A 19,483-nucleotide genomic window follows, 5' to 3' on the forward strand; every position below is an offset into this window, starting at 1 on the left:
ATGTTAAAAATATATTAATTAAATGCAGTAGCAATTGATAACAGAATGAAATCGTTTTGTTTTGCCACCTGCTGTTATTTTGTTCTTTTTACTTGCAAACAACCTGTAGAGGTTTTATTTGGGATTTTAAGATGCAATCTACTCACTCAAAATCAAGCCGAACTTTCTTTGGCCATCCTTATCCGCTTAGCTCCCTCTTCTTTACCGAAATGTGGGAACGTTTTTCATTCTACGGTATTCGCCCATTATTAATCTTATTTATGGCGGCAACTGTTTATGATGGAGGCATGAATATCCCCAGAGAGCAGGCTTCTGCTATTGTCGGGATTTTCGCTGGTGGTGTTTACTTAACATCACTACCTGGTGGTTGGTTGGCTGATAACTGGTTAGGACAGCGTTTAGCTGTTTGGTACGGCTCAATTTTTATTGCCTTAGGGCATCTTTCTATCGCGCTGTCTGCGTTTTGGTCACAAGACCTGTTCTTTATCGGTTTATTATTTATCGTATTAGGAACCGGGTTATTTAAAACTTGTGTCACCGTAATGGTCGGAACCCTGTATAAAAAAGATGATACACGCCGAGATGGTGGTTTCTCTTTATTTTACATGGGTATTAATATGGGCTCCTTTATTGCACCTCTTATCACGGGCTGGTTAGTTCGCGATTATGGCTGGCATTGGGGCTTTGGTATTGGTGGTATTGGTATGCTTGTCGCATTACTGATTTTCCGCTTCTATGCAGTACCGACAATGCGCCGTTTCGATAGTGAAGTAGGCTTAGATTCAAGCTGGGATCGCCCTACTGTTGTCCGCCGTAATGTTGCTCAATGGGTAATGGCATTATCTGTGGTACTTATTGGCATTGTGGCATTAATCATATCTGGCGTTATTCCGTTTAATCCGGTATTAGTCGCAAACTTTATGGTTTATGTCATTTCAGGCAGTGTGATTGCTTATTTTATCTATTTATTCCTATTTGCTGGATTAAGTAGCAGTGACCGTTCACGCTTATTTGTCTGTTTCCTATTATTGGTTTCAGCAGCACTTTTCTGGTCTGCATTTGAGCAAAAGCCAACATCATTTAACTTGTTCGCTAATGACTACACCAATTTAAACTTTATGGGATTTGAGATCCCTGCTGTTTGGTTCCAGTCTGTGAACGCGCTGTTTATTATTATTCTAGCACCAATATTCAGTTGGTTATGGCCGATGATGGCGCGTAGAAATCTGAATTTAAGCAGCATGACTAAGTTTGTCATTGGTATTTTATTTGCTGCTGGCGGATTTACCGTCATGATGTATGCATCTGAAAGTGTTATTGCCACAGGTGAAGGTGTATCACCACTGTGGTTAATCTCTAGTATATTTTTGCTGACTTTAGGTGAACTATGCTTAAGCCCTATTGGTCTTGCTACTATGACTATTTTAGCGCCGGCTAAAATGCGTGGTCAGGTAATGGGCTTATGGTTCTGCGCAAGTGCACTAGGTAACTTAGCAGCGGGTCTGATGGGGGGTAATATTCGCCCAGATAAACTTGATGTTATGCCAGACTTCTTCTCTCACGTTTCTATTGCGCTGGTAATTTGTGCAGTTGCTCTGTCTGCGCTAATTATTCCTGTACGCAAATTATTACAAAGTGCAGATAATAAAGAAAAAGCAGACGCTTAATTAACCTCTTAAGCCATGCCTTATTATTAGGCATGGCTTTTTGTTTTGATTGCGGCTTCTCTATAAAACACTTAATCTCATTACCTTATTATTTATTGTTTATGACTAAGGTAATTTTATGGCTGTTCTTCCTATCTATTATGTCAATGCCTTTTCTTCTACCTCTTTTTCAGGAAACCCCGCAGCCGTTATTCTTTTAGATACATGGCTTCCTGACTCCACATTATTAGCCTTAGCCAATGAAATTAATTTACCAGAAACCGCTTTTTTAGTTGGTGACCATATTCGTTGGTTTACACCTAAAATCGAAGTGCCATTATGTGGACATGCGACTATCGCTACCGCTTTTGTGTTAAAGACAATAAAACAATCACCAGCATCTTTATTTAAATTTAATTCTCTTTCTGGTGAGCTCTCTGTTTCTTGTCACTCATCAAGCTTCACGCTTGATTTTCCACAAGTATCAGCAACTAAAAATGAACATATAAAAGCACAGCTTGAATCAGATTTAGCAATTAAAATAGATGAAGTGTGGATCTCTCATGATAGATACACTTGTTTTGTTTCTGATCCAGAAACAGTTATTAACTATCAGCCTAATTTTGACAAAATAATTCAATTACCTTTACCTGGAGTCATATTAACGGCGAAAGGCTATGCACCCTTTGATTTTATTTCACGCTTTTTTGCCCCTAAAAAGGGTGTTAATGAGGATCCCGTTACTGGTACATCTCATTGTGTATTAGCACCTATTTGGGGAGAAAAACTGAATAAAACACAACTAAATGCTCGACAAGTTTCAAAAAGAGGTGGAAATATATTTTGTGAACTAAAGAATAAACGTATCTTGCTTACTGGAGAAGCAGTACTCTTTTTACAAGGCAGTATTACTTTTTAATTACAAACACCATTATCATCCCTTCATCTACTTTGCTTTCATTTTTCTCTATTTTATACTGTGGGGATATTATTCCCTACGGTATCAAAATAAGGTTTTATCGTTATGTCCATTGCTGATTTATCACCTGAGTTACAAAATAAAATCAAAAATTCAGTAACACGTGTTTCTAAAGTTATTTTCCCGACAACGACTAATCATCACTCTACACTTTTTGGTGGCACTGCATTAGCATGGATGGATGAGGTTTCTTTTATTACAGCAACACGTTTTAGCCGCAAGCGTTTAGTTACAGTATCCACCGAAAAAATAAACTTTAACCACCCTATTCCATCAGGCACTATTATTGAACTTGTTGGTGAGGTTATACGCGTTGGTAGAACAAGTTTAACGGTTAATGTTTCTATCTTTCTTGAAGATATGTACGCTGAAGGACGCGAAGAAGTCATTCACGGACAGTTTAATTTTGTTGCTGTTGACAATAATGGTAAACCAACACCATTAATCGATAAATAACCTTCAATAAAGGCGATAAATTTTCTTTTAAATTAAATTATCTTAAAAAAGAGTTGCTTTATATTAACCATATAGATATTTACGTAATAATACTAAATCAGAGCTGCAAGACATCATGTGCACTTTTCACTCAATAAAAAATATCTAACAAAATCAACAAACAAGATAATTACTAACATATAAGACAAGAGTTATCCACAGTTAATGTGGATAACTAGCGCCAGAAAATAATCACAATACACAGATTTTTATTACTTCAAATTCAATCTGGCAAACAGTTAACTTCATACCTACCAAAGCACTTTCTGCAATAACAATATCCGTATGATGGGAATAGTTTCGGCATATATCCAGTGCTAATTCAATAGAAGGCTCGATTAATAATATCGCACTTATCCTATCAAGCTCTGGAATATCGTAGTATTCTGAATCAATAGTAAAAATAGGGTTATTTTGAGCTATTTCTAATACCTTATCTGCTGCGGCTTTATTTACTCTCACTTGCTTTATTAAATCACCACCACCAGAATAAAGATAAATCATTATTTTTTCCAAACTAAACAAAGGTTGTATTACTTATTATCCTCGTATTATAAACCAAAGCCAATCTTTAGATAAAAAGCTACAACCTTACACTTAGCGAGTATTTATTAAATTTGGCTACCAACCATAAGAAATACCACCGCCAACAACCGCTCTATCTTCAGTATTCCATGATGCTGAAACACGAAATAAAGTACTTTCATTTATTTGGTATTGTACACCCGTCGCAAACGCATTAGCGTCACGGTAATTACCAACACCAATACCTAGACTAAATGTATGATTAGTGACGTAAGGAATATTTGCCATAGCAGCAACAGAAGAAATACCTGCACTTGCTCGCTTATCTGCTTTATCTATTTTATTATCCATCGCTTTTAAAGATGCATCGTTATCAATAAAAGCGGCCTTAATCTTATTATTGGTATACTCATTTGCAATAAATATAGACTCATTCTTAGATCCGTCAATATATTCTTTTAACGACACATCTCTTTCTTTAAGAATAACATTTGTCTCTTTGATAAATTCATTGCCCTTTTGAGTAATATATTTCTGATTATCCCTTATTATTTTTTCATTATTTTTCCCTAAAATATCTTGGATACCCGTTGTAATTTTACCAACTTCAATATCAGTATACTCATTGGCATCTTTTTTCGTCTTTCTTACTCGGCTATCTGTAAGTATTTCAGTTTCTCGTTTTGCATTATTAACATGCTCGATAACTTTATCATTATGCTCACTTACTTTAAAATCGGTGTATTCTTTACTATTACTCTCGATCTCCGTCACTCTATTATTAGTATGTTCTTTAATAATTATCTCTGATTCAATAATCCTATTCTCAGTGTATTCTTCTATTCCTCTTTTCATACCATCTATTTTTTTATCTGTATAATCCTCTGCTCCTTTTTTTATTTCATCAGTCTTTTTATTAGTATAATCCTCAACGCTATTTTTCATTTCAGCAAGCTTATTATCATTATAAATATAAAGCTCATTTTTTGCTTCAGTAATATAGTTAATTGTATCCTTTTGATGTGTCTTTACTTTACTATCAGTATAGCGATTAGCATTTTTTTCTGCTTCAGTTGCTAATTCAGTAGCTTTTGTTTCACTTGTCAATAATACAACCTTATTTGAATTAGCTATATCAGATTCAATTTTCTTGTTATTTTCGGCTATTTTATTATTGGTTTCTTTTAATATGAAGTTTTTTTCCTCATTAACCTTATTATAAATAGCGTGATTATTGTCAGTAATACGTTTGTCTGTTTCTTTGAATATATTATCTTTGGTTTCTTTTAATTGTGAAACATTCACAGCATCGGTATCCGCAGTACCAGCTGCAACATAAATTATCTGTCTTGTATTACTATCACTTCCTACAGATAACGTATTATTACGATTATTCTTACTCTTATCTCCTAAGATAATTGAGTTACTTGCAGTACCTGATGATTGGCTACCGACAATAACTGTATTATTTGCACTGTCTGCCAAATAGCTACCACCACCTAAAATAACACCATTTTCAGAATTATTTGTTGCACCTTTACCTATACTAATAGAATTATTATTTTCACTATATGCCTTATCACCAATAGAGATAGATCCTTCTCCAATAGCCATTGCACCACTACCTATAGATAATGAATTATCACCAATTGCAGTGCTACTATGCCCAATGGCTGTTGCACTCTTTCCTTCCGCCCCAGCGGTAGCTCCAATAGCTGTAGATTGGTCAGAATGTGCCCAAGTGTTATATCCCAGTGCCGTAGATTCATTACCATCAGCTTTACTTTCTGGCCCTAATTTCGTGGTATTTAGCGCATATGAAAGTGAAGTTGAAAATAATAAAATTAATAATATATTTGCTTTGAAAAAAATAATCTTATTCATATCCACACTATTCTCCATAAATATTTTACCCACATAGAGAGTAATGCATGTTTTTATTTTTACACATTATATATTTTATAAAATAATTTAATGAATAAAGTAAACTTAATTAAATAACAATAATGACAGATAGTGACTATTATATTTAAGTTATAAAAAATAAAAATATAATTTTCATATATCAAACAAAATCAACAAGTAACAAGATTAATTAATTATTGAATTTAAAAATAAAAATAATAAAAAATAAAATAATAAAATTATATGTATTTTTATTGTTAAAATATTTTTTTATATTTGCGACAAAGATCAAATAAAAACTTCAATTAAAACTGTTTATTTTAATAATTATAAAAACAAGAAATTAACATTATTTTCGTAAGAATTTTTCAATAGAACATTAATATCTTGTGAGAACTTATTTCTATCAACAGATAGTATGGAATGATGATGAAATTTCACTTACCACATTTGCAGAAACTACCGGTTTGTTATTTATACTTAATGGCATTTCATGTCCTATATTACTTTCCGTGTAAGTGACAAACATATTATCACACAGTTTAGTTAAAGTAATACTAAGAACTTCCTCTGTTTCACGCATTTCTGTATGATTTGATACAGGAATAACTGAACCACTATATTTGTTAGATAACAATAACATGGCTAAATCGGTAGAAAAAGACAATATATTGCTAGTTTCATTATTATTAATAATAAAAGAATCAATACTTTTATTCTCTCCAGATATTTATAATGGTGAAAAATAACAACCAATATAAAAAAGATATTTTTCATTGATATTACTGCGAAAAAACCCTTGATAGCATTCACTAGCAAGGGCATCACTCTATTCAATAAATTGGCGTTCAGCTTTTAACAGTGTATCTATCGATGATTGACATAAATAAGGCCTTAATGCTGTAAATTTTTTGTCAGGCCACTCATAAATACACAACGATAAAAGTTGCTCTATTATTTTTGGCTCAAAACGATATTTTAAATGCTTTGCTGGTGTTCCACCGACAATACTATATGGCTCAACATCTTTTGATACCACACTGTTCGCCGCAATAATGGCACCTTCACCAACAGTAACACCAGGCATTATCATTGCACGCATTCCTATCCAAGCACCATCATGAATATGGGTATCGCCTTTGCCAATATAAGCCTCTTCTATTTTGTCCATAAAAGGGTAGAGAGAAAACCAATCCATTCGATGGGTATGATTTCCTCCCATTAAAATAACGGCTTCAGCACCAATACAGACATAATCGCCAATATATAATTTATCAATTTCCCATAATGGTTCCCACTGTAAACTAATCTCATCACCATAAAGATAACGTACAACTGAAGCCTCAAAACCATTATCCCAACAATCACTATAATAGCTATGCTGGCCTTTGATAATAATATTCTTATTCTTTACTGTTTCATGTAGATACTCTACATGCGACCAATGTTTATTTTTCATAAAATGACTCTCTACAAATTGATGAGCCATCAAAGAATGCTTAATTCTCTGATGATGTGTTCGCATTCAAAAACACACCGCCTTAAGCTATTCTGGGCTGTAGTAATAATGGATTTTTTATCATTCGTATCACTTTTTATCTTTTGAGATAGAGAATAATGCTGCTTATTTTTACAGATAATTTATATCAGCAGAATAAAGATAAAAGCCACTTATTAACCACTAAGTGGATAACAAGTGGCAAAACATTCTATTTTATTTAAAGAAATCTTTACTGCCATGAGGCGCACAGCGTAAATATTGAGGTGCAACTTTAATAGTCTGCTTCAATTTTTCTGCTGCATGCCAAGGCCAACGAGGATCGTAAAGAATACCTCGACCAAGTGCAATAAAATCAGCCTGTTCTGTCAGTAAAATAGCCTCTGCTTGTTCCGGCTGAGTAATTAAACCCACTGCAATAACAGGTAATTGTGTTTCATTATAAATGGCCTGAGCAAAAGGAACTTGGTAATTAGGCCCCAACTTAATGGCTTGCTTATCAGATAATCCGCCAGAAGATACATGAATATAATGACAACCTAATTCTTCTAAATGTTGAGTTAATGCAATTGAACTTTCAAGATCCCAACCACCTTCAACCCAATCTGTTGCTGATATTCTTATACCAACACAAATATTATCTGATACAACATCTTTCACCGCAGTAAATACATCCACCAATAACCGACAGCGATTATTAAAATCACCACCATATTGGTCAGTACGATGATTTGATAAAGGAGATAAGAATTCATGCAATAAATAGCCATGTGCACCATGTATTTCAATAACATCAATACCCGCAGATTCTGCTCGTTTTGCTGCCTGAATAAAGGCTGTTTTTATCTCTTCAATTTCATCAATAGTTAATGCGTGGGGAGTATGATATTGCCCAAATGCAATAGGAGATGGTGCAACTTTTTGCCATCCATTCATTTCTGTTGATGCTAAAGATTTACCACCATTCCAGGGTAAATCAGTCGATGCTTTTCTTCCCGCATGTGCAAGTTGAATACCAATTTTAGCTGTTGAGTAGGTTTTAATATTATCAACAAGCATTTTTAATGAGCTTGCGTGTTCATCTGACCATAAACCTAAATCTTTATAGCTTATTCGTCCACTTGGCTCTACAGCTGTCGCTTCCATAATAACTAATGCAGCACCTGATAATGCTAATTGCCCATAGTGGATAGTATGCCAAGAAGTTGGAAGTCCATTTTCAGCGGAATATTGACACATAGGGGCAACAATTATGCGATTTTCTAATTGATGGGGGCCTAATTTTTTAGGGGAAAATAACAAACTCATATAAAGCCTCCTGCTATTAATAAGCATCGAGGCAAAGAAATTATTTTTACTGTATCCATATTCAGAAAATAACTTTTTGCCTACTATTTAATTTTAAATTTGCGACAATTTTAATGCAATGTAACTAGGCTAACGGATCGCCTCTATTTACGCGATGCCCTGCTTCACATTGTAATAAGAAAAAGGCAATATTTTCCTTCACACTAGCAACCCACAACCTGTGCTGAAAAATAATAGTATGCTGTTTATTAGTTCTTTATGTTATTTGCTTTTAAAAAACTTTTCAGTTCCCTATTTTTAACATCCATCACTACTGCCAGCACAAGCAACACCCCATACTAGCATAACAGGTATAACCATAATAATAGCAACGGGTGCCATTAAAACAGCGCCCATATCCCCAGCAATATCTTTACTTGAAATAAAATAATTTACGTCTGCAATTAAAGGCTTTCTTAGCGCATACTTCTCCGTTAATGCGTGTTTATTTTCCAATGCAACAATATTTCCATTAGATCTAAAACTGTGCATTAAAAACTCTGGTTTTTCTGCATTACTAGGCAGGGTTGTCGCCGCTTTAGGTAGATATTGCGTAACATTAAAGTGATATTTATCTATCAGCTCTTTTTTTTCAATATCTGAAAGCCCTGCAACTGCAATATAAACTCGATAAGTGCCATTAACAGATTTCTTATCTGTAACGGTTAGATTTGCTGTAGAATAAATTAATTTATCTGCATAAGGGCTCAAGCTAAAGAGATATAATTCTTTGACTATCTCACCAGAAAACTCATAATCATTTACTTCACCAACGGCATAAAGTTTGTCATTACTCAGCAATAATGCTGTTATTTTTTCATTCTCTTTTTTATCGAGATCATGGGTTGTGGTACATGCAACAAGGAAAAATGAGAAGCCAAGTAATAATAGTTTTATTATTTTCATGCAATTCCTTATTTATCAAACAGTAAAAAACAATGTTAATACATTATCTTATTTAAACTATTCATTAGTTAAAATATCTGAAAACATACATCTAAGTTACCACTATTTTCTTAAAGTAAGGAGCAATTGCTTTATACAGTTTTAAATAATTCCGTCTCATAAAATTAAGATTAAAAATGGTAAAAACAGCGAAAAACAAAAGGAATTAAATGAAAATTTAATTCTTAAACTTAAAAAGACCCACTTAATTAAGTAAGTCTTTTCTAATTTTATAATTAATGCGGCTTGACTAATAATAATGATAATTTTCTTGCAACCGGTAATACAAATAAAACAGTTGGAAAAGCAATTAACCAAGATACCCCCCAAGAACTTAACCAAGGAGATATAATAAATAGCCCAACTCCTATAGTCTTGACTGTACTAATAAAGGATACGATGCCACACATTACAAAAGATAAGAAGAAAGGAACCAAAAAAATCATGGCTCTAACAGGAAATTTGGGGATGCCTAAAATAATGTTTTTGTCTTGAGAAGACATAGATAAAGACTCCAATAATACGATGTACAACAGCACATAACTGCCAATACAACAGGCCAATAAATTAGTTATATGCGTTGATTAACGTAAACGCTTACGAGTCTTCTTAGACCAACTGGATAATACAGTTTATAAATAAATCTTTTTTTGTCAACTAATTATTTTTCTATTAAAACAATATAAAAAATGGTGTTTTAATATAAATACATTAGAAAATATTTACGTTTAAATAAACTAAACAACCAAGTTTCTCTATTAATCTTTATAGTTAAATAACTAATATTGAATTACTTTTCAATAAGAAAACCTTATAAATATAAGGTTTTCTTACTATAGATCTTACCAATCTCTAGTTGCAATTAATTCTTCAGTATCAGCTTTTTCAAATCCATATTCTTTGGCAATAATATAAATATTCTCAGCAATACACTCTCTTGCTACTGTTTCTATCTCACTATTTTCTTTTTCAAATTCTTCAGCTAACTGATTAAATTTATCTGTCGCCTTATGACTTAAAGCATAAAGTTCATTTAGTGTTTTGGGTTGAGATCCTTCAATATTAATGCAAAGCTCTTTAAGGATCTCTTGACCTTTTTTCACTAAATAAATGGGATAATATTTATCATTGTCCATCTCACTTAAGAAGTGATATTGCGCTAACACCTTGTTTTTAATTATCATAAAAAATCCTGAATTAAAATTTATCATTTTTATTAAGAATACTTGTTTATTATTCTTAATATAACGTATATTAACGATTCATAATTAAATTACTAGTATCCATTACACTAAAATACACTATTTTTATTATATAACCTATCATTTATAAGTTAGCAAAAAATGACAAAAAAAATATTTATTACTACTTTATTAGTTGGCGTAACTTTTCTCTTTTTTATCATAGTTAAGTACTATTTAAATACCCGACCACTCGCATCATGGCAATTCTATGGTAAAAATGGTGAATATATTACAGGATATTACTACCCACCAGAGCAAGATAGTGCAACGAATGAAATTATTTCCATTCCAGAAGTTCCAACTATTGACGGTTTAAAGTTAACTAAATGGAATAATTGCTCTATGGAATTAAAGGTAGAAAATAAAATTCTTTCTATTGATTATTTTAATGATGATCTCATTCAAGCATCACTAAAAAATAATGTTTATCCTTATATTTCATTTATTGAACTTTATTTGTATCAGCCTGATGACATGCATTGGTGGGCAACTCGTTTAAATGATGGTACATATCGTGGATGGATTTGGGATAATTTAGCAAATCAACTTATTCCCGTTCACTATGATAAAGATAGAATATCGTTAATTGAAGGCACTAAATATCAACTGATAGAAAATGGGAACTGGATTTTTCAGCGCTGGTCACAAGGAAAAATAATAGAAGAACGCATATTAGATGATTTGCCAGGAAAAGATAAAATAATCCCTGATATTGATAAAGAAAGAACTAACGAAGCAAAAACACAAATGCAAAAAATAGCTAATGAATTAGCCGCACCATTAAATCTACCTTTTGATCTTATCCTATGGGATAAAGTACCTTGTAATAATTAATTTTACTATTGAAATGCTCCCAGAGGGTTGGGAGCATTTCTGACACAGAATAAATTAGTTAATACTAAAAAATACCTTTTAATCCCATATTAATTCCTTTTAGTGCTATTGTTTATTCCATTTTAAACCAATGGTTTTTATTGCCGAGTATAGTATAGATAAAATAGAGTAACTAAATAAAAAGCCCGTTGCACAACAAAATAATCATACTTCATTCTATCAAAAACAATGACAAGATAAACATAATAATTTATTGATAAATCTAAGGATAAAATATTTTTTCTATTTAATTTTATTTTAAAATAAAATTATTAATCTAGCACTAAAGTTAACTTACATCATTTTATTTTATAAAAAAACAAATTAATATAGTTATTCTTTCTGATAAATAGAATTATGAATACTTCAACATAATTATTTTTCAGCTTATAACTTTAATTAAAATATAAATTACATCACACCTCACTAATGAAAATATCTTTTCAAATTATATAATAAATCTTGCCAAGCTGTTTTACTCATTTAATGTTATTTATACTTAGAGCATATATTAAATAAAAATCCATCTTACATTAAGATTTGATTAATCGTATTTAACATTACATTTTATTATATTGCTCAATTTTTATTTGCCACATATACTTTCTTAAATCAGATTTAAATAGGTATTATTATGAATATTTTATTAGTGGAAGACGATTTACAACTTGGCAAAGCACTATGCCGAGGACTTGAAATTGCGGGCTTTCATCCATGCTGGGTAAGATTACTCGCCGATGCGCGAACTCAGTTAAGTCAACGGGCATTTGATTTAATGTTATTAGATTTAGGGTTACCGGATGGTGATGGCCAAGATGAACTTATCGCACTAAGAAAAAGTGGAGAAAAAATCCCTATCATTATTCTTACAGCGCGTACACAAATCGATAATTTAGTACAAACATTAGATTCAGGCGCTGATGATTTTTTACCAAAACCATTTGCAATGCCTGAACTTATTTCCAGAGTAAAAGCAGTAAGCCGAAGAATGGCTGGATTTTCATCACAAATATGGTCAATTGGTGACTTACAACTGAATCCGTCTAATCATCAAGTCACATTAAATAATGAATTACTTTTATTATCAGGTAAAGAATATCAATTACTGTATGAACTTATGCGTAATACCGATAATGTGGTTCGTAAGTCTGAGTTAGAACAACGCTTATTTGGTTTAGATGATAGAATTGAAAGTAACTCTCTTGAAGTTCATATGCATAATTTACGTAGAAAAATAGGAAAAGAACGAATAATTACTGTTCGTGGTGTAGGTTATTTATTAAAAAAAGAAGTTAATTAAATGAAAATCCGCTCCTTTTTTATCTATACTATCGTTCTCCAGATTATCTCTATTATTATGTTATGGGGAGTTTGGTTAGCGTGGATACAGTTTGATTATCTTGCGGATTTCGAAAAAATATATAATAAGCAGCAAGAAATCATAGCTCAAGGTTTTGCTAATACTTTAGAAATTGTCGCTGATCAACCTGAAGTGGTAAAAGAAATAGCACATAATTTACAAGGTATGTATATCGATGCCATGCTCAATGGAGAAGATGATGACATGCCCTATCTTCCTTGGATTATAGCCCTCGATCAAAACAACAATATTATTTATACCAATAGACCCGAATTACCTATTCCAAGAGTGCTTTCACTAGCTTCTGAACGAATATCTGTTGCAGGTGAAAAATGGATCCTTTCTTATAGTTGGGGTGAAAAACACAAAATAAAAGTGTTTATTGGTGAGTCTGTCGAAGACAGAGGCCATGTTATTGGTAATCCTATTGAAGGGACATTTGTTCCATTCTTATTTATTCTTGCCACAGTCATCTTCGCTATTTTAATAACGGCTTATTTTAGTTTGCGTCCTCTCAGACAAGCTGCAGAACTTATCTCTAATCGCAAACCTCGTAACCTCACCCCAATTAATGTAGGGCAACAATTTAAAGAGATCCGCCCTATATTTAAAGAGCTGAACCAACTTATGGAGAGGATTGATGCTGCAAATATTAGAGAAAAGCAATTTATGGCGGATGCCGCTCATGAATTAAGAACACCGATAGCCGCAGTTATAGCACAACTACATCTACTTTCCTTGGTAGATAATATACAAGAGCGCGAAGAAATTATTGAAGATATGAAACAATCGCTAGATAGAGCGGCGGCACTATCACATCAATTAATTGATTTAGCACGATTAGAATGTGACGATTTTCCTCTTAAAGTAGAAAAAATCGATATTTACAATGTTATCGGTAATGCTATTGCTCAAAGAGTGCCTTATGCACTAACAAAAAATATTGAATTATCATTAAATGAAGGTTGTTCTCTTGAAATAGAAACAGATAAACAAGCATTGTTGTCTATTTTTAATAATCTAATTGATAACGCGATTAAATATTGCCCTAAAGGTAGTCAAGTTGAAGTGACCATCGAAAATAGATGGAAAAATGGTATAAATATTATTTTACGTGACAATGGCCCAGGTGTTGCGAAAGAGCATATAGCAGCGCTCTTCTCTCGTTTTTATCGAGTTCCTGGAACAGAAGAGACAGGAAGTGGATTAGGCTTATCTATTGCTCAAAATTTAGCAAATAAAATTCATGCTTCAATTATGGTTACCCAAGGACTAGATAATAAAGGTATTGGTTTTATTATTTCTCTACCATTAAAAACAATATTAACTGATAATGATTAAAGTTAAGGGGGATATAACTCTCCTTTAACTTTAATAAACCCTTTCAATAGGTAGTATTAATAGACCAAGGTACTAGTCTGTTTTTACTATTTCTCTAATTTATTCCAAACAAACTGAGTAACCACCGAAGAGCCGCCGTTACAATTGCAGCACTTAATACAATCAAAATAAAAGGTTTCTTTTTCCATGTTAAAATACCCGCCACTCCAACACCAATTACCTTTGATAAATCGGCAAGTTGCTCACCATCAAAAAAAGTGGAAGTTATAGCAACAGAAAACAGAATAACAATAGCAGAGAGAGAGAAAATTTCTTTTACACGTTCAGAAATATCTGCTTTATTATTTAGTAATACTCCTGACATTCGCATCGCATAAGTTCCCACTGCTAAAATAACAATTCCCGTAATAATAGAAGTGGTAGACATCACATTTTCCTCACAACAAATAAAACACCAAATAATGAAAGTAAAACAGGTATGCCAACAGGTAAAAATAACGTTGTTATTAGTGCAATCAAGCTACCAATAATCGCTGCTTTACGTGTTAATTTATTTTTTAATGCAGGTAAACTAAGAGCTAGAATAACTGCTGGAAACATGGCATCGAGCCCCAGCATTTTTATATCAAGAATAAATGAGCCTAAATACACACCGAGCATTGTGCCTAAAGGCCAGGCAATTAAAATTCCTAATCCACAAGCCCAAAAAGCCCGTTTATTTTGCTCTGCTGTTGGTTGTGATAACCCAAAAACAACACTTTCATCATTTAAAATATGAAAACCGAGTAATGATTTAAATCCTTTACCAGGAAGATCTTTAACCGCCATACTAAATGGAATATGCCGAGCATTAACCATTAGCCCAGCCACAGCTGCGTATATTGCACTACCTCCCATAGCAACAACACCAATAAATAAAAACTCAGATGCTCCTGCTAATACAAAAATAGATAATGCTAATGGCACCCAAAAATCAAAACCTTGCGTATGAGCCAATGCACCATAAGAGATGCCAACAATGCCATCAGCTAATGAAACAAGCAGAATGTCTCTAAGTACGTTATTATCAAGGCGATTGTTAATTTGCATAAAGAATGTGTATTTTATTGAACGATTCGTTCATTATGTTGAACGACCGTTTTTTTTGCAAGCTGATTTTTTAAAGGAAATTATGATGTCATCACCTTGTACACCTATTGAAATTATCTCCCAAGCTTTTGCAAGAGAAAGAAAAAAAGCGGGTCTTTCTCTTGCTGAAATAGCAAGGCGAGCAGGTGTTGCAAAATCTACGCTATCACAATTAGAAGCAGGACAAGGAAATCCGAGTATTGAAACACTTTGGGCAATTTGCGTTGCTCTCAATATTCCTTTTTCTCAGCTTATTTCATCACCAGAATCCGAAGTTAAAGTTATTCGTAAAGGAGATGGATTTAAAATCAGTGCAGAAAAAGCTTACTATCATGCTTTTTTACTTTCGTCTTGTCCTAATGGCGCCAAACGCGATATTTACACAGTAATTGCACAGCCAGGTAAAGATAGAGTATCGGAGCCTCATAGTAAAAACGTCACTGAACACATTATAATAATTAGTGGCAGCGCAATTGTTGGTACATTAGAAAATCAACAGGAATTACATCCTGGTGATTATATTTGTTATCCCGGTGATATTACTCACGTTTTGCGCGCTCTGGAAAGCGATACAACTGCGGTTATGATTATTGAACACCATAATTAATTTTTATATTTAATAATTTTTTGCATTTTATAATAATGCTACAAAGATTTACCGTACTGACTTGTCTAATAAAAGCACAAAGACAGTACGGTAATGTATTTAACTATTTTAAAATTCAACTAATCAAAATAGAGTCTGAGTACTCATTTTTATTTTTTCTCTACAGCTTTATCAAGATAAATTTTTCGCAAGCGTTGTGATATAGGGCCGACATCACCATTATTAATTAAATTTTGATCAACTGAAATAACAGGCCAAATTAATGTTGTTGCTGAACTAATAAATGCTTCTTTTGCTATTTTGACTTCATCAACAGTAAATAAACGTTCTTTAATTTCTAATCCCATTTCCGCTGCTAATTGAATAAGTGCTTGTCGTGTAATTCCTGGTAAAATATTTTGACTTAGTGGCCGTGTAATTATTTCATTATTTTGATTTACGATAAAAAAATTACTTGAGCTACCTTCAGTCACATATCCATCTTTAATAAAAATGGCATCATCAGCGCCTTGTTGATGAGCATGATCCTTTGCTAAACACGCGGCTAATAATGCCACCGTTTTAATATCACAGCGCTGCCAACGAATATCATCAACGGTAACCACTGAAATCCCTTTCGTTGCATTAGGATGATTAATAACCGTAGAGTGCTGAACAAAGGCGACTACAGTTGAATGTATTGATGATGAAGGAAAATCAAAAAAACGAGATGAATCGGTACCTCGTGTAATTTGTAAATAGACTAATCCTTCATGTAAAGAATTTTTTTCAATAAGCTGTAAATGGATCTGTCTTAATTCATCTTTAGACAATGAAAGTGATAAACCTAATTCTTTGCATGAACGCTGTAAACGTTGGAAATGACCATCAAAATCAACTAATTTTTTATCGATAACGGCTGTAACTTCATATACGGCATCAGCAAATAAAAAACCACGGTCAAAAACAGATATTTTCGCCTGCTCTTTAGGCACAAACTGATGATTTAAATAAACAATATTAGTCATTTTACCTCCGTCACTCATTTCGTTTACATTTTATATCACTTTACTACCTTACTCTTTGGTAATTACATTTCAAATGCTATTTTATCTACATCTTGTTTTACTTTTTTACTATTTGTTTAAAGAAATCATGTTATACAGATAAAAATTGCTATAATTTAGCTTATTATCGTTAAATATAAATAAGGGAGGTTGTTATGTTAGATATTAATAAGAATAATTTATCTCAACTAACAGAAAATCTGGTTAAGAAACAGTGCATATTTATGAATATTATTGCTGTTTTAGGATTTATTGCGGGAATTATCTGCATAATTAACCCACTTTCTTCTGGTGTTGTTATCAGTATTCTACTTGGTGTGATTTTTTTTGCCTGTGCCATAACCAGCATTATTGCTGGATTTAATACCAAAGTATCATCAGGCACTTCAATGCTAATTACTTTGTTAGCTGGATTTATCTATTTACTGCTAGGCTATATTTTTATTACTGACCCTTTGCAAGGAATGTTAAGCCTCGCTTTTCTTATTGGTTTTCTATTTATTTTTGCGGGTGTTTTACGCTTATTTCTTGGTTTCAAGCAAATCAAAGATAATTTTTATGGCTGGTTTAATGTATTAGTCGGTTTTTTAGATCTTATTGTCGCCTACTTTTTACTTGCTTTTGGTCCTCAGAATTCTGTTGCACTAGTGATGACACTTATTGGGATCCAACTTATTTTTAGTTCAATCACAATTTTTTCTATTACAAGTGCCATGAAACGCATGGTTCGTTAAAAATAATGAAAGAAAATTAATAGTTATTATATAAAAGACAAAAAGCCACTGTAATGTGGCTCTTTGTCTTTAATTTCTTTAATTTATTATGCACATGGAAGTCTTAAAGCCACAGTGTACATATTTTCACCACAGAGATAACAATCGCCCGTTTTCTCAAATACCATCACCTGTATACCAAGATAGCCCACTTCAATATTAGGCAATGCATCAGCAAGAATACTGTTTAATTCTGGGTCTTCAAATTCAACAATATTAATAGGTTCAACATTTGGTGTAGTATCTTGTAAAAAGTTTTTCAATCTAGGATCGTCTGCATAAATTTCCATGGTAGAACGATATACGAGTGTTTTTTCACTACCAATATTCTTAGAATAACCATTAAAGATAATAATCATTTTTTGAATATTCATTTTCGCAACACGATTTCTAATTTGTAAACATAAGGTAGGAACTAAGCGTATATTAGAGGAATTAAAGTAACGATCACAAATCTGAGGGATAGTTACACTAATACAAGGTTTTGGGGCAATATTTTTAATTTTTTTACCACATTCACCAGTAAGTGAATTATCAACAATAATTCGCTCTCGACGAGAGAAACACACGTTATCAAAAATATCGACAGTGAAGAAAGAGATATAATGTACACCATTGGTTAATGCTTGATTTTCTAATCTTACTGAAATGGCTGATTTATCAGTGCACGGCAGCATTTTTAACTGGTCATTAAAATAAAAACCGACTTGAGTACTTTCGCTAATATCTCGACCGAGAATAAGATTAGCATTAACACAATAATTATCGCTGTGATAACTCAATACACCGTTTAATGCAGCGGGCACCTTAGGTGATGAGAGTTTTTCATTGGTTATCTCAACATAAAAATCTTTTGACTTGATCTCTTTGGCTGGTGTTTCTGAATTTTCACTACTAGCATAAAACACCGCTATTTCGCCAGGCTTAGCATGTTTAAATTTAACTTTAAATATTGCTATACCATACTTATTTGTTCTTGTTTTTCCCTCACTATCATCTTCTGATTTTATTATTGTAGGCTCTGTAATTATCGTACTCTTATCTCTAGTAAAAACTAACTCAACAACTTTATTTTGTACGTCATTTCCCTCTTCATCGATTAAATGAACAATAAAGTTTTTAGAAACCTCTTCCCATTTGCTTGGCCACTGCATAGATTCTGAACGAATAGTTAATAGATCTTCAAATTTCTCACAATTAGTTGCTAAACAATCAAATTTTAAATCAGGTGCGGTGGAAGTTACACGTATTTGAATATTTGTACTGTATTGAGGTTGCTCGTCATTTTCATCTTTTAAAATAAGATTTAATGAAGCAACACCATTGCGATTTCCCGTTAAGGTCACTTCCGTTTTGTCGCTATCAATAATTGAAACAAAAATATCCTTTTTATTAGGTAGAACAAGAATACCTTTAGGGCTTGTTTTCCATTCAGCTAACCGTAAATCAGTTCCTGTAACCGATATCTCATATTTTATTTTTTGATTAATTTTTACTTCATGATCGGGTTCATCTGGTGTGTTTTTTATCTGTTTAAAGTGAACAACTATTCCATTAGCAATATCTTTATCTCCTTTATCTAGGTCTTGATCTTTATCGTTATCACCTGACTGCACGACTTTTTTAGCTGATAATTGTTGAGCTTGTAAGATTTTCTGCAAACGTTCTTCTTTTGTTTCTATTGTCATTACGTGATTTCCTTTTTTTTATTACCGACTCCATTTTTAGCTTAAAGCAAAAATTCGCAGAGAAAATCACAATGGAAAAGAGT

19 protein-coding genes are annotated in these 19,483 nt (G+C 32.7%); 8 read left to right on the forward strand and 11 right to left on the reverse strand.

The features are described from left to right. Positions 1–131 precede the first annotated feature (131 nt). From PH4a_RS00195 to PH4a_RS00205, 3 genes are all read left to right on the forward strand, one after another. On the forward strand, positions 132–1,667 hold the full coding sequence (locus PH4a_RS00195; RefSeq protein ID WP_064720410.1) for a peptide MFS transporter: 1,536 nt from the start codon (positions 132–134) through the stop codon (positions 1,665–1,667). Between the two features lie 118 nt (positions 1,668–1,785). Beyond that, a complete protein-coding gene (locus PH4a_RS00200) occupies positions 1,786–2,565 on the forward strand; it encodes a PhzF family phenazine biosynthesis protein (RefSeq protein WP_129036861.1) in 780 nt (259 codons plus the stop codon). A 105-nt stretch (positions 2,566–2,670) separates the two neighbouring features. Then, the gene (locus PH4a_RS00205) at positions 2,671–3,081 is read left to right on the forward strand and encodes an acyl-CoA thioesterase (RefSeq protein ID WP_064720412.1); all 411 of its coding nucleotides are present in this window, start codon (positions 2,671–2,673) and stop codon (positions 3,079–3,081) included. A gap of 231 nt (positions 3,082–3,312) precedes the next feature. Here the strand turns inward: PH4a_RS00205 and PH4a_RS00210 are convergent, their stop codons facing one another. The 7 genes from PH4a_RS00210 to PH4a_RS00240 form a co-directional block, all read right to left on the reverse strand. Continuing rightward, positions 3,313–3,624 carry a hypothetical protein gene (locus tag PH4a_RS00210; RefSeq protein WP_129036863.1) on the reverse strand — a complete coding sequence of 104 codons (312 nt, stop codon included), beginning with the start codon at positions 3,622–3,624 and terminating at the stop codon, positions 3,313–3,315. A 117-nt stretch (positions 3,625–3,741) separates the two neighbouring features. Further along, a complete protein-coding gene (locus PH4a_RS00215) occupies positions 3,742–5,529 on the reverse strand; it encodes a YadA-like family protein (RefSeq protein ID WP_129041742.1) in 1,788 nt (595 codons plus the stop codon). An 850-nt stretch (positions 5,530–6,379) separates the two neighbouring features. Beyond that, entirely contained in the window at positions 6,380–7,009 is a 630-nt protein-coding gene (locus PH4a_RS00220; protein WP_129036865.1) for a CatB-related O-acetyltransferase, read from the reverse strand. A gap of 255 nt (positions 7,010–7,264) precedes the next feature. After that, on the reverse strand, positions 7,265–8,356 hold the full coding sequence (locus PH4a_RS00225) for an NADH:flavin oxidoreductase/NADH oxidase (protein ID WP_129036867.1): 1,092 nt from the start codon (positions 8,354–8,356) through the stop codon (positions 7,265–7,267). Between the two features lie 297 nt (positions 8,357–8,653). Then, positions 8,654–9,301, reverse strand: a complete 648-nt coding sequence (locus PH4a_RS00230) for a hypothetical protein (RefSeq protein ID WP_129036869.1) — start codon at positions 9,299–9,301, stop codon at positions 8,654–8,656. 275 nt (positions 9,302–9,576) lie between these two features. Next, a complete protein-coding gene (locus tag PH4a_RS00235; protein ID WP_129036871.1) occupies positions 9,577–9,843 on the reverse strand; it encodes a DUF2798 domain-containing protein in 267 nt (88 codons plus the stop codon). A 339-nt stretch (positions 9,844–10,182) separates the two neighbouring features. After that, positions 10,183–10,524, reverse strand: a complete 342-nt coding sequence (locus PH4a_RS00240; protein WP_129036873.1) for a DUF5713 family protein — start codon at positions 10,522–10,524, stop codon at positions 10,183–10,185. A 159-nt stretch (positions 10,525–10,683) separates the two neighbouring features. Here PH4a_RS00240 and PH4a_RS00245 point away from each other — a divergent pair, with 159 nt between their 5' ends. The 3 genes from PH4a_RS00245 to PH4a_RS00255 all read left to right on the forward strand — a co-directional run bounded on the left by PH4a_RS00245 (position 10,684) and on the right by PH4a_RS00255 (position 14,158). Next, a complete protein-coding gene (locus PH4a_RS00245) occupies positions 10,684–11,418 on the forward strand; it encodes a hypothetical protein (protein ID WP_129036875.1) in 735 nt (244 codons plus the stop codon). A 673-nt stretch (positions 11,419–12,091) separates the two neighbouring features. After that, the gene (locus PH4a_RS00250) at positions 12,092–12,757 is read left to right on the forward strand and encodes a response regulator (protein ID WP_129036877.1); all 666 of its coding nucleotides are present in this window, start codon (positions 12,092–12,094) and stop codon (positions 12,755–12,757) included. Then, positions 12,758–14,158: an ATP-binding protein gene (locus tag PH4a_RS00255; protein ID WP_129036879.1), complete on the forward strand. Its 1,401-nt coding sequence runs from the start codon at positions 12,758–12,760 to the stop codon at positions 14,156–14,158. A 94-nt stretch (positions 14,159–14,252) separates the two neighbouring features. On the opposite strand, the gene PH4a_RS00260 is transcribed toward PH4a_RS00255, so the two are convergent. Together PH4a_RS00260 and PH4a_RS00265 are read right to left on the reverse strand one after the other, a co-directional pair. Further along, positions 14,253–14,588, reverse strand: coding sequence for an AzlD domain-containing protein (locus tag PH4a_RS00260; protein WP_129036881.1), 336 nt, complete (start codon positions 14,586–14,588; stop codon positions 14,253–14,255). Then, positions 14,585–15,247, reverse strand: coding sequence for an AzlC family ABC transporter permease (locus PH4a_RS00265; RefSeq protein ID WP_129036884.1), 663 nt, complete (start codon positions 15,245–15,247; stop codon positions 14,585–14,587). The genes PH4a_RS00260 and PH4a_RS00265 overlap by 4 nt, the downstream gene beginning before the upstream one ends. A gap of 85 nt (positions 15,248–15,332) precedes the next feature. Here PH4a_RS00265 and PH4a_RS00270 point away from each other — a divergent pair, with 85 nt between their 5' ends. Continuing rightward, positions 15,333–15,893, forward strand: a complete 561-nt coding sequence (locus PH4a_RS00270) for a helix-turn-helix domain-containing protein (RefSeq protein ID WP_129041744.1) — start codon at positions 15,333–15,335, stop codon at positions 15,891–15,893. Positions 15,894–16,042: 149 nt separating this feature from the next. On the opposite strand, the gene PH4a_RS00275 is transcribed toward PH4a_RS00270, so the two are convergent. Further along, the gene (locus tag PH4a_RS00275; protein WP_129036886.1) at positions 16,043–16,900 is read right to left on the reverse strand and encodes a D-amino-acid transaminase; all 858 of its coding nucleotides are present in this window, start codon (positions 16,898–16,900) and stop codon (positions 16,043–16,045) included. 194 nt (positions 16,901–17,094) lie between these two features. Here PH4a_RS00275 and PH4a_RS00280 point away from each other — a divergent pair, with 194 nt between their 5' ends. Beyond that, positions 17,095–17,673 carry an HdeD family acid-resistance protein gene (locus PH4a_RS00280; RefSeq protein ID WP_129036889.1) on the forward strand — a complete coding sequence of 193 codons (579 nt, stop codon included), beginning with the start codon at positions 17,095–17,097 and terminating at the stop codon, positions 17,671–17,673. 86 nt (positions 17,674–17,759) lie between these two features. Here the strand turns inward: PH4a_RS00280 and PH4a_RS00285 are convergent, their stop codons facing one another. Continuing rightward, positions 17,760–19,400: a hypothetical protein gene (locus tag PH4a_RS00285; RefSeq protein WP_129036891.1), complete on the reverse strand. Its 1,641-nt coding sequence runs from the start codon at positions 19,398–19,400 to the stop codon at positions 17,760–17,762. Positions 19,401–19,483 lie beyond the last annotated feature (83 nt).

This window comes from Proteus hauseri (genome assembly GCF_004116975.1).
Taxonomy (GTDB): domain Bacteria; phylum Pseudomonadota; class Gammaproteobacteria; order Enterobacterales; family Enterobacteriaceae; genus Proteus; species Proteus hauseri.

What these genes read in the sequence shown, in the direction of transcription:
- PH4a_RS00195 (WP_064720410.1), top strand. Translation starts at nt 132, where the DNA reads ATGCAATCTACTCACTCAAAATCAAGCCGAACTTTCTTTGGCCATCCT.
- PH4a_RS00200 (WP_129036861.1), top strand. Translation starts at nt 1,786, where the DNA reads ATGGCTGTTCTTCCTATCTATTATGTCAATGCCTTTTCTTCTACCTCT.
- PH4a_RS00205 (WP_064720412.1), top strand. Translation starts at nt 2,671, where the DNA reads ATGTCCATTGCTGATTTATCACCTGAGTTACAAAATAAAATCAAAAAT.
- PH4a_RS00210 (WP_129036863.1), bottom strand. Translation starts at nt 3,624, where the DNA reads ATGATTTATCTTTATTCTGGTGGTGGTGATTTAATAAAGCAAGTGAGA.
- PH4a_RS00215 (WP_129041742.1), bottom strand. Translation starts at nt 5,529, where the DNA reads ATGAATAAGATTATTTTTTTCAAAGCAAATATATTATTAATTTTATTA.
- PH4a_RS00220 (WP_129036865.1), bottom strand. Translation starts at nt 7,009, where the DNA reads ATGAAAAATAAACATTGGTCGCATGTAGAGTATCTACATGAAACAGTA.
- PH4a_RS00225 (WP_129036867.1), bottom strand. Translation starts at nt 8,356, where the DNA reads ATGAGTTTGTTATTTTCCCCTAAAAAATTAGGCCCCCATCAATTAGAA.
- PH4a_RS00230 (WP_129036869.1), bottom strand. Translation starts at nt 9,301, where the DNA reads ATGAAAATAATAAAACTATTATTACTTGGCTTCTCATTTTTCCTTGTT.
- PH4a_RS00235 (WP_129036871.1), bottom strand. Translation starts at nt 9,843, where the DNA reads ATGTCTTCTCAAGACAAAAACATTATTTTAGGCATCCCCAAATTTCCT.
- PH4a_RS00240 (WP_129036873.1), bottom strand. Translation starts at nt 10,524, where the DNA reads ATGATAATTAAAAACAAGGTGTTAGCGCAATATCACTTCTTAAGTGAG.
- PH4a_RS00245 (WP_129036875.1), top strand. Translation starts at nt 10,684, where the DNA reads ATGACAAAAAAAATATTTATTACTACTTTATTAGTTGGCGTAACTTTT.
- PH4a_RS00250 (WP_129036877.1), top strand. Translation starts at nt 12,092, where the DNA reads ATGAATATTTTATTAGTGGAAGACGATTTACAACTTGGCAAAGCACTA.
- PH4a_RS00255 (WP_129036879.1), top strand. Translation starts at nt 12,758, where the DNA reads ATGAAAATCCGCTCCTTTTTTATCTATACTATCGTTCTCCAGATTATC.
- PH4a_RS00265 (WP_129036884.1), bottom strand. Translation starts at nt 15,247, where the DNA reads ATGCAAATTAACAATCGCCTTGATAATAACGTACTTAGAGACATTCTG.
- PH4a_RS00270 (WP_129041744.1), top strand. Translation starts at nt 15,333, where the DNA reads ATGTCATCACCTTGTACACCTATTGAAATTATCTCCCAAGCTTTTGCA.
- PH4a_RS00275 (WP_129036886.1), bottom strand. Translation starts at nt 16,900, where the DNA reads ATGACTAATATTGTTTATTTAAATCATCAGTTTGTGCCTAAAGAGCAG.
- PH4a_RS00280 (WP_129036889.1), top strand. Translation starts at nt 17,095, where the DNA reads ATGTTAGATATTAATAAGAATAATTTATCTCAACTAACAGAAAATCTG.
- PH4a_RS00285 (WP_129036891.1), bottom strand. Translation starts at nt 19,400, where the DNA reads ATGACAATAGAAACAAAAGAAGAACGTTTGCAGAAAATCTTACAAGCT.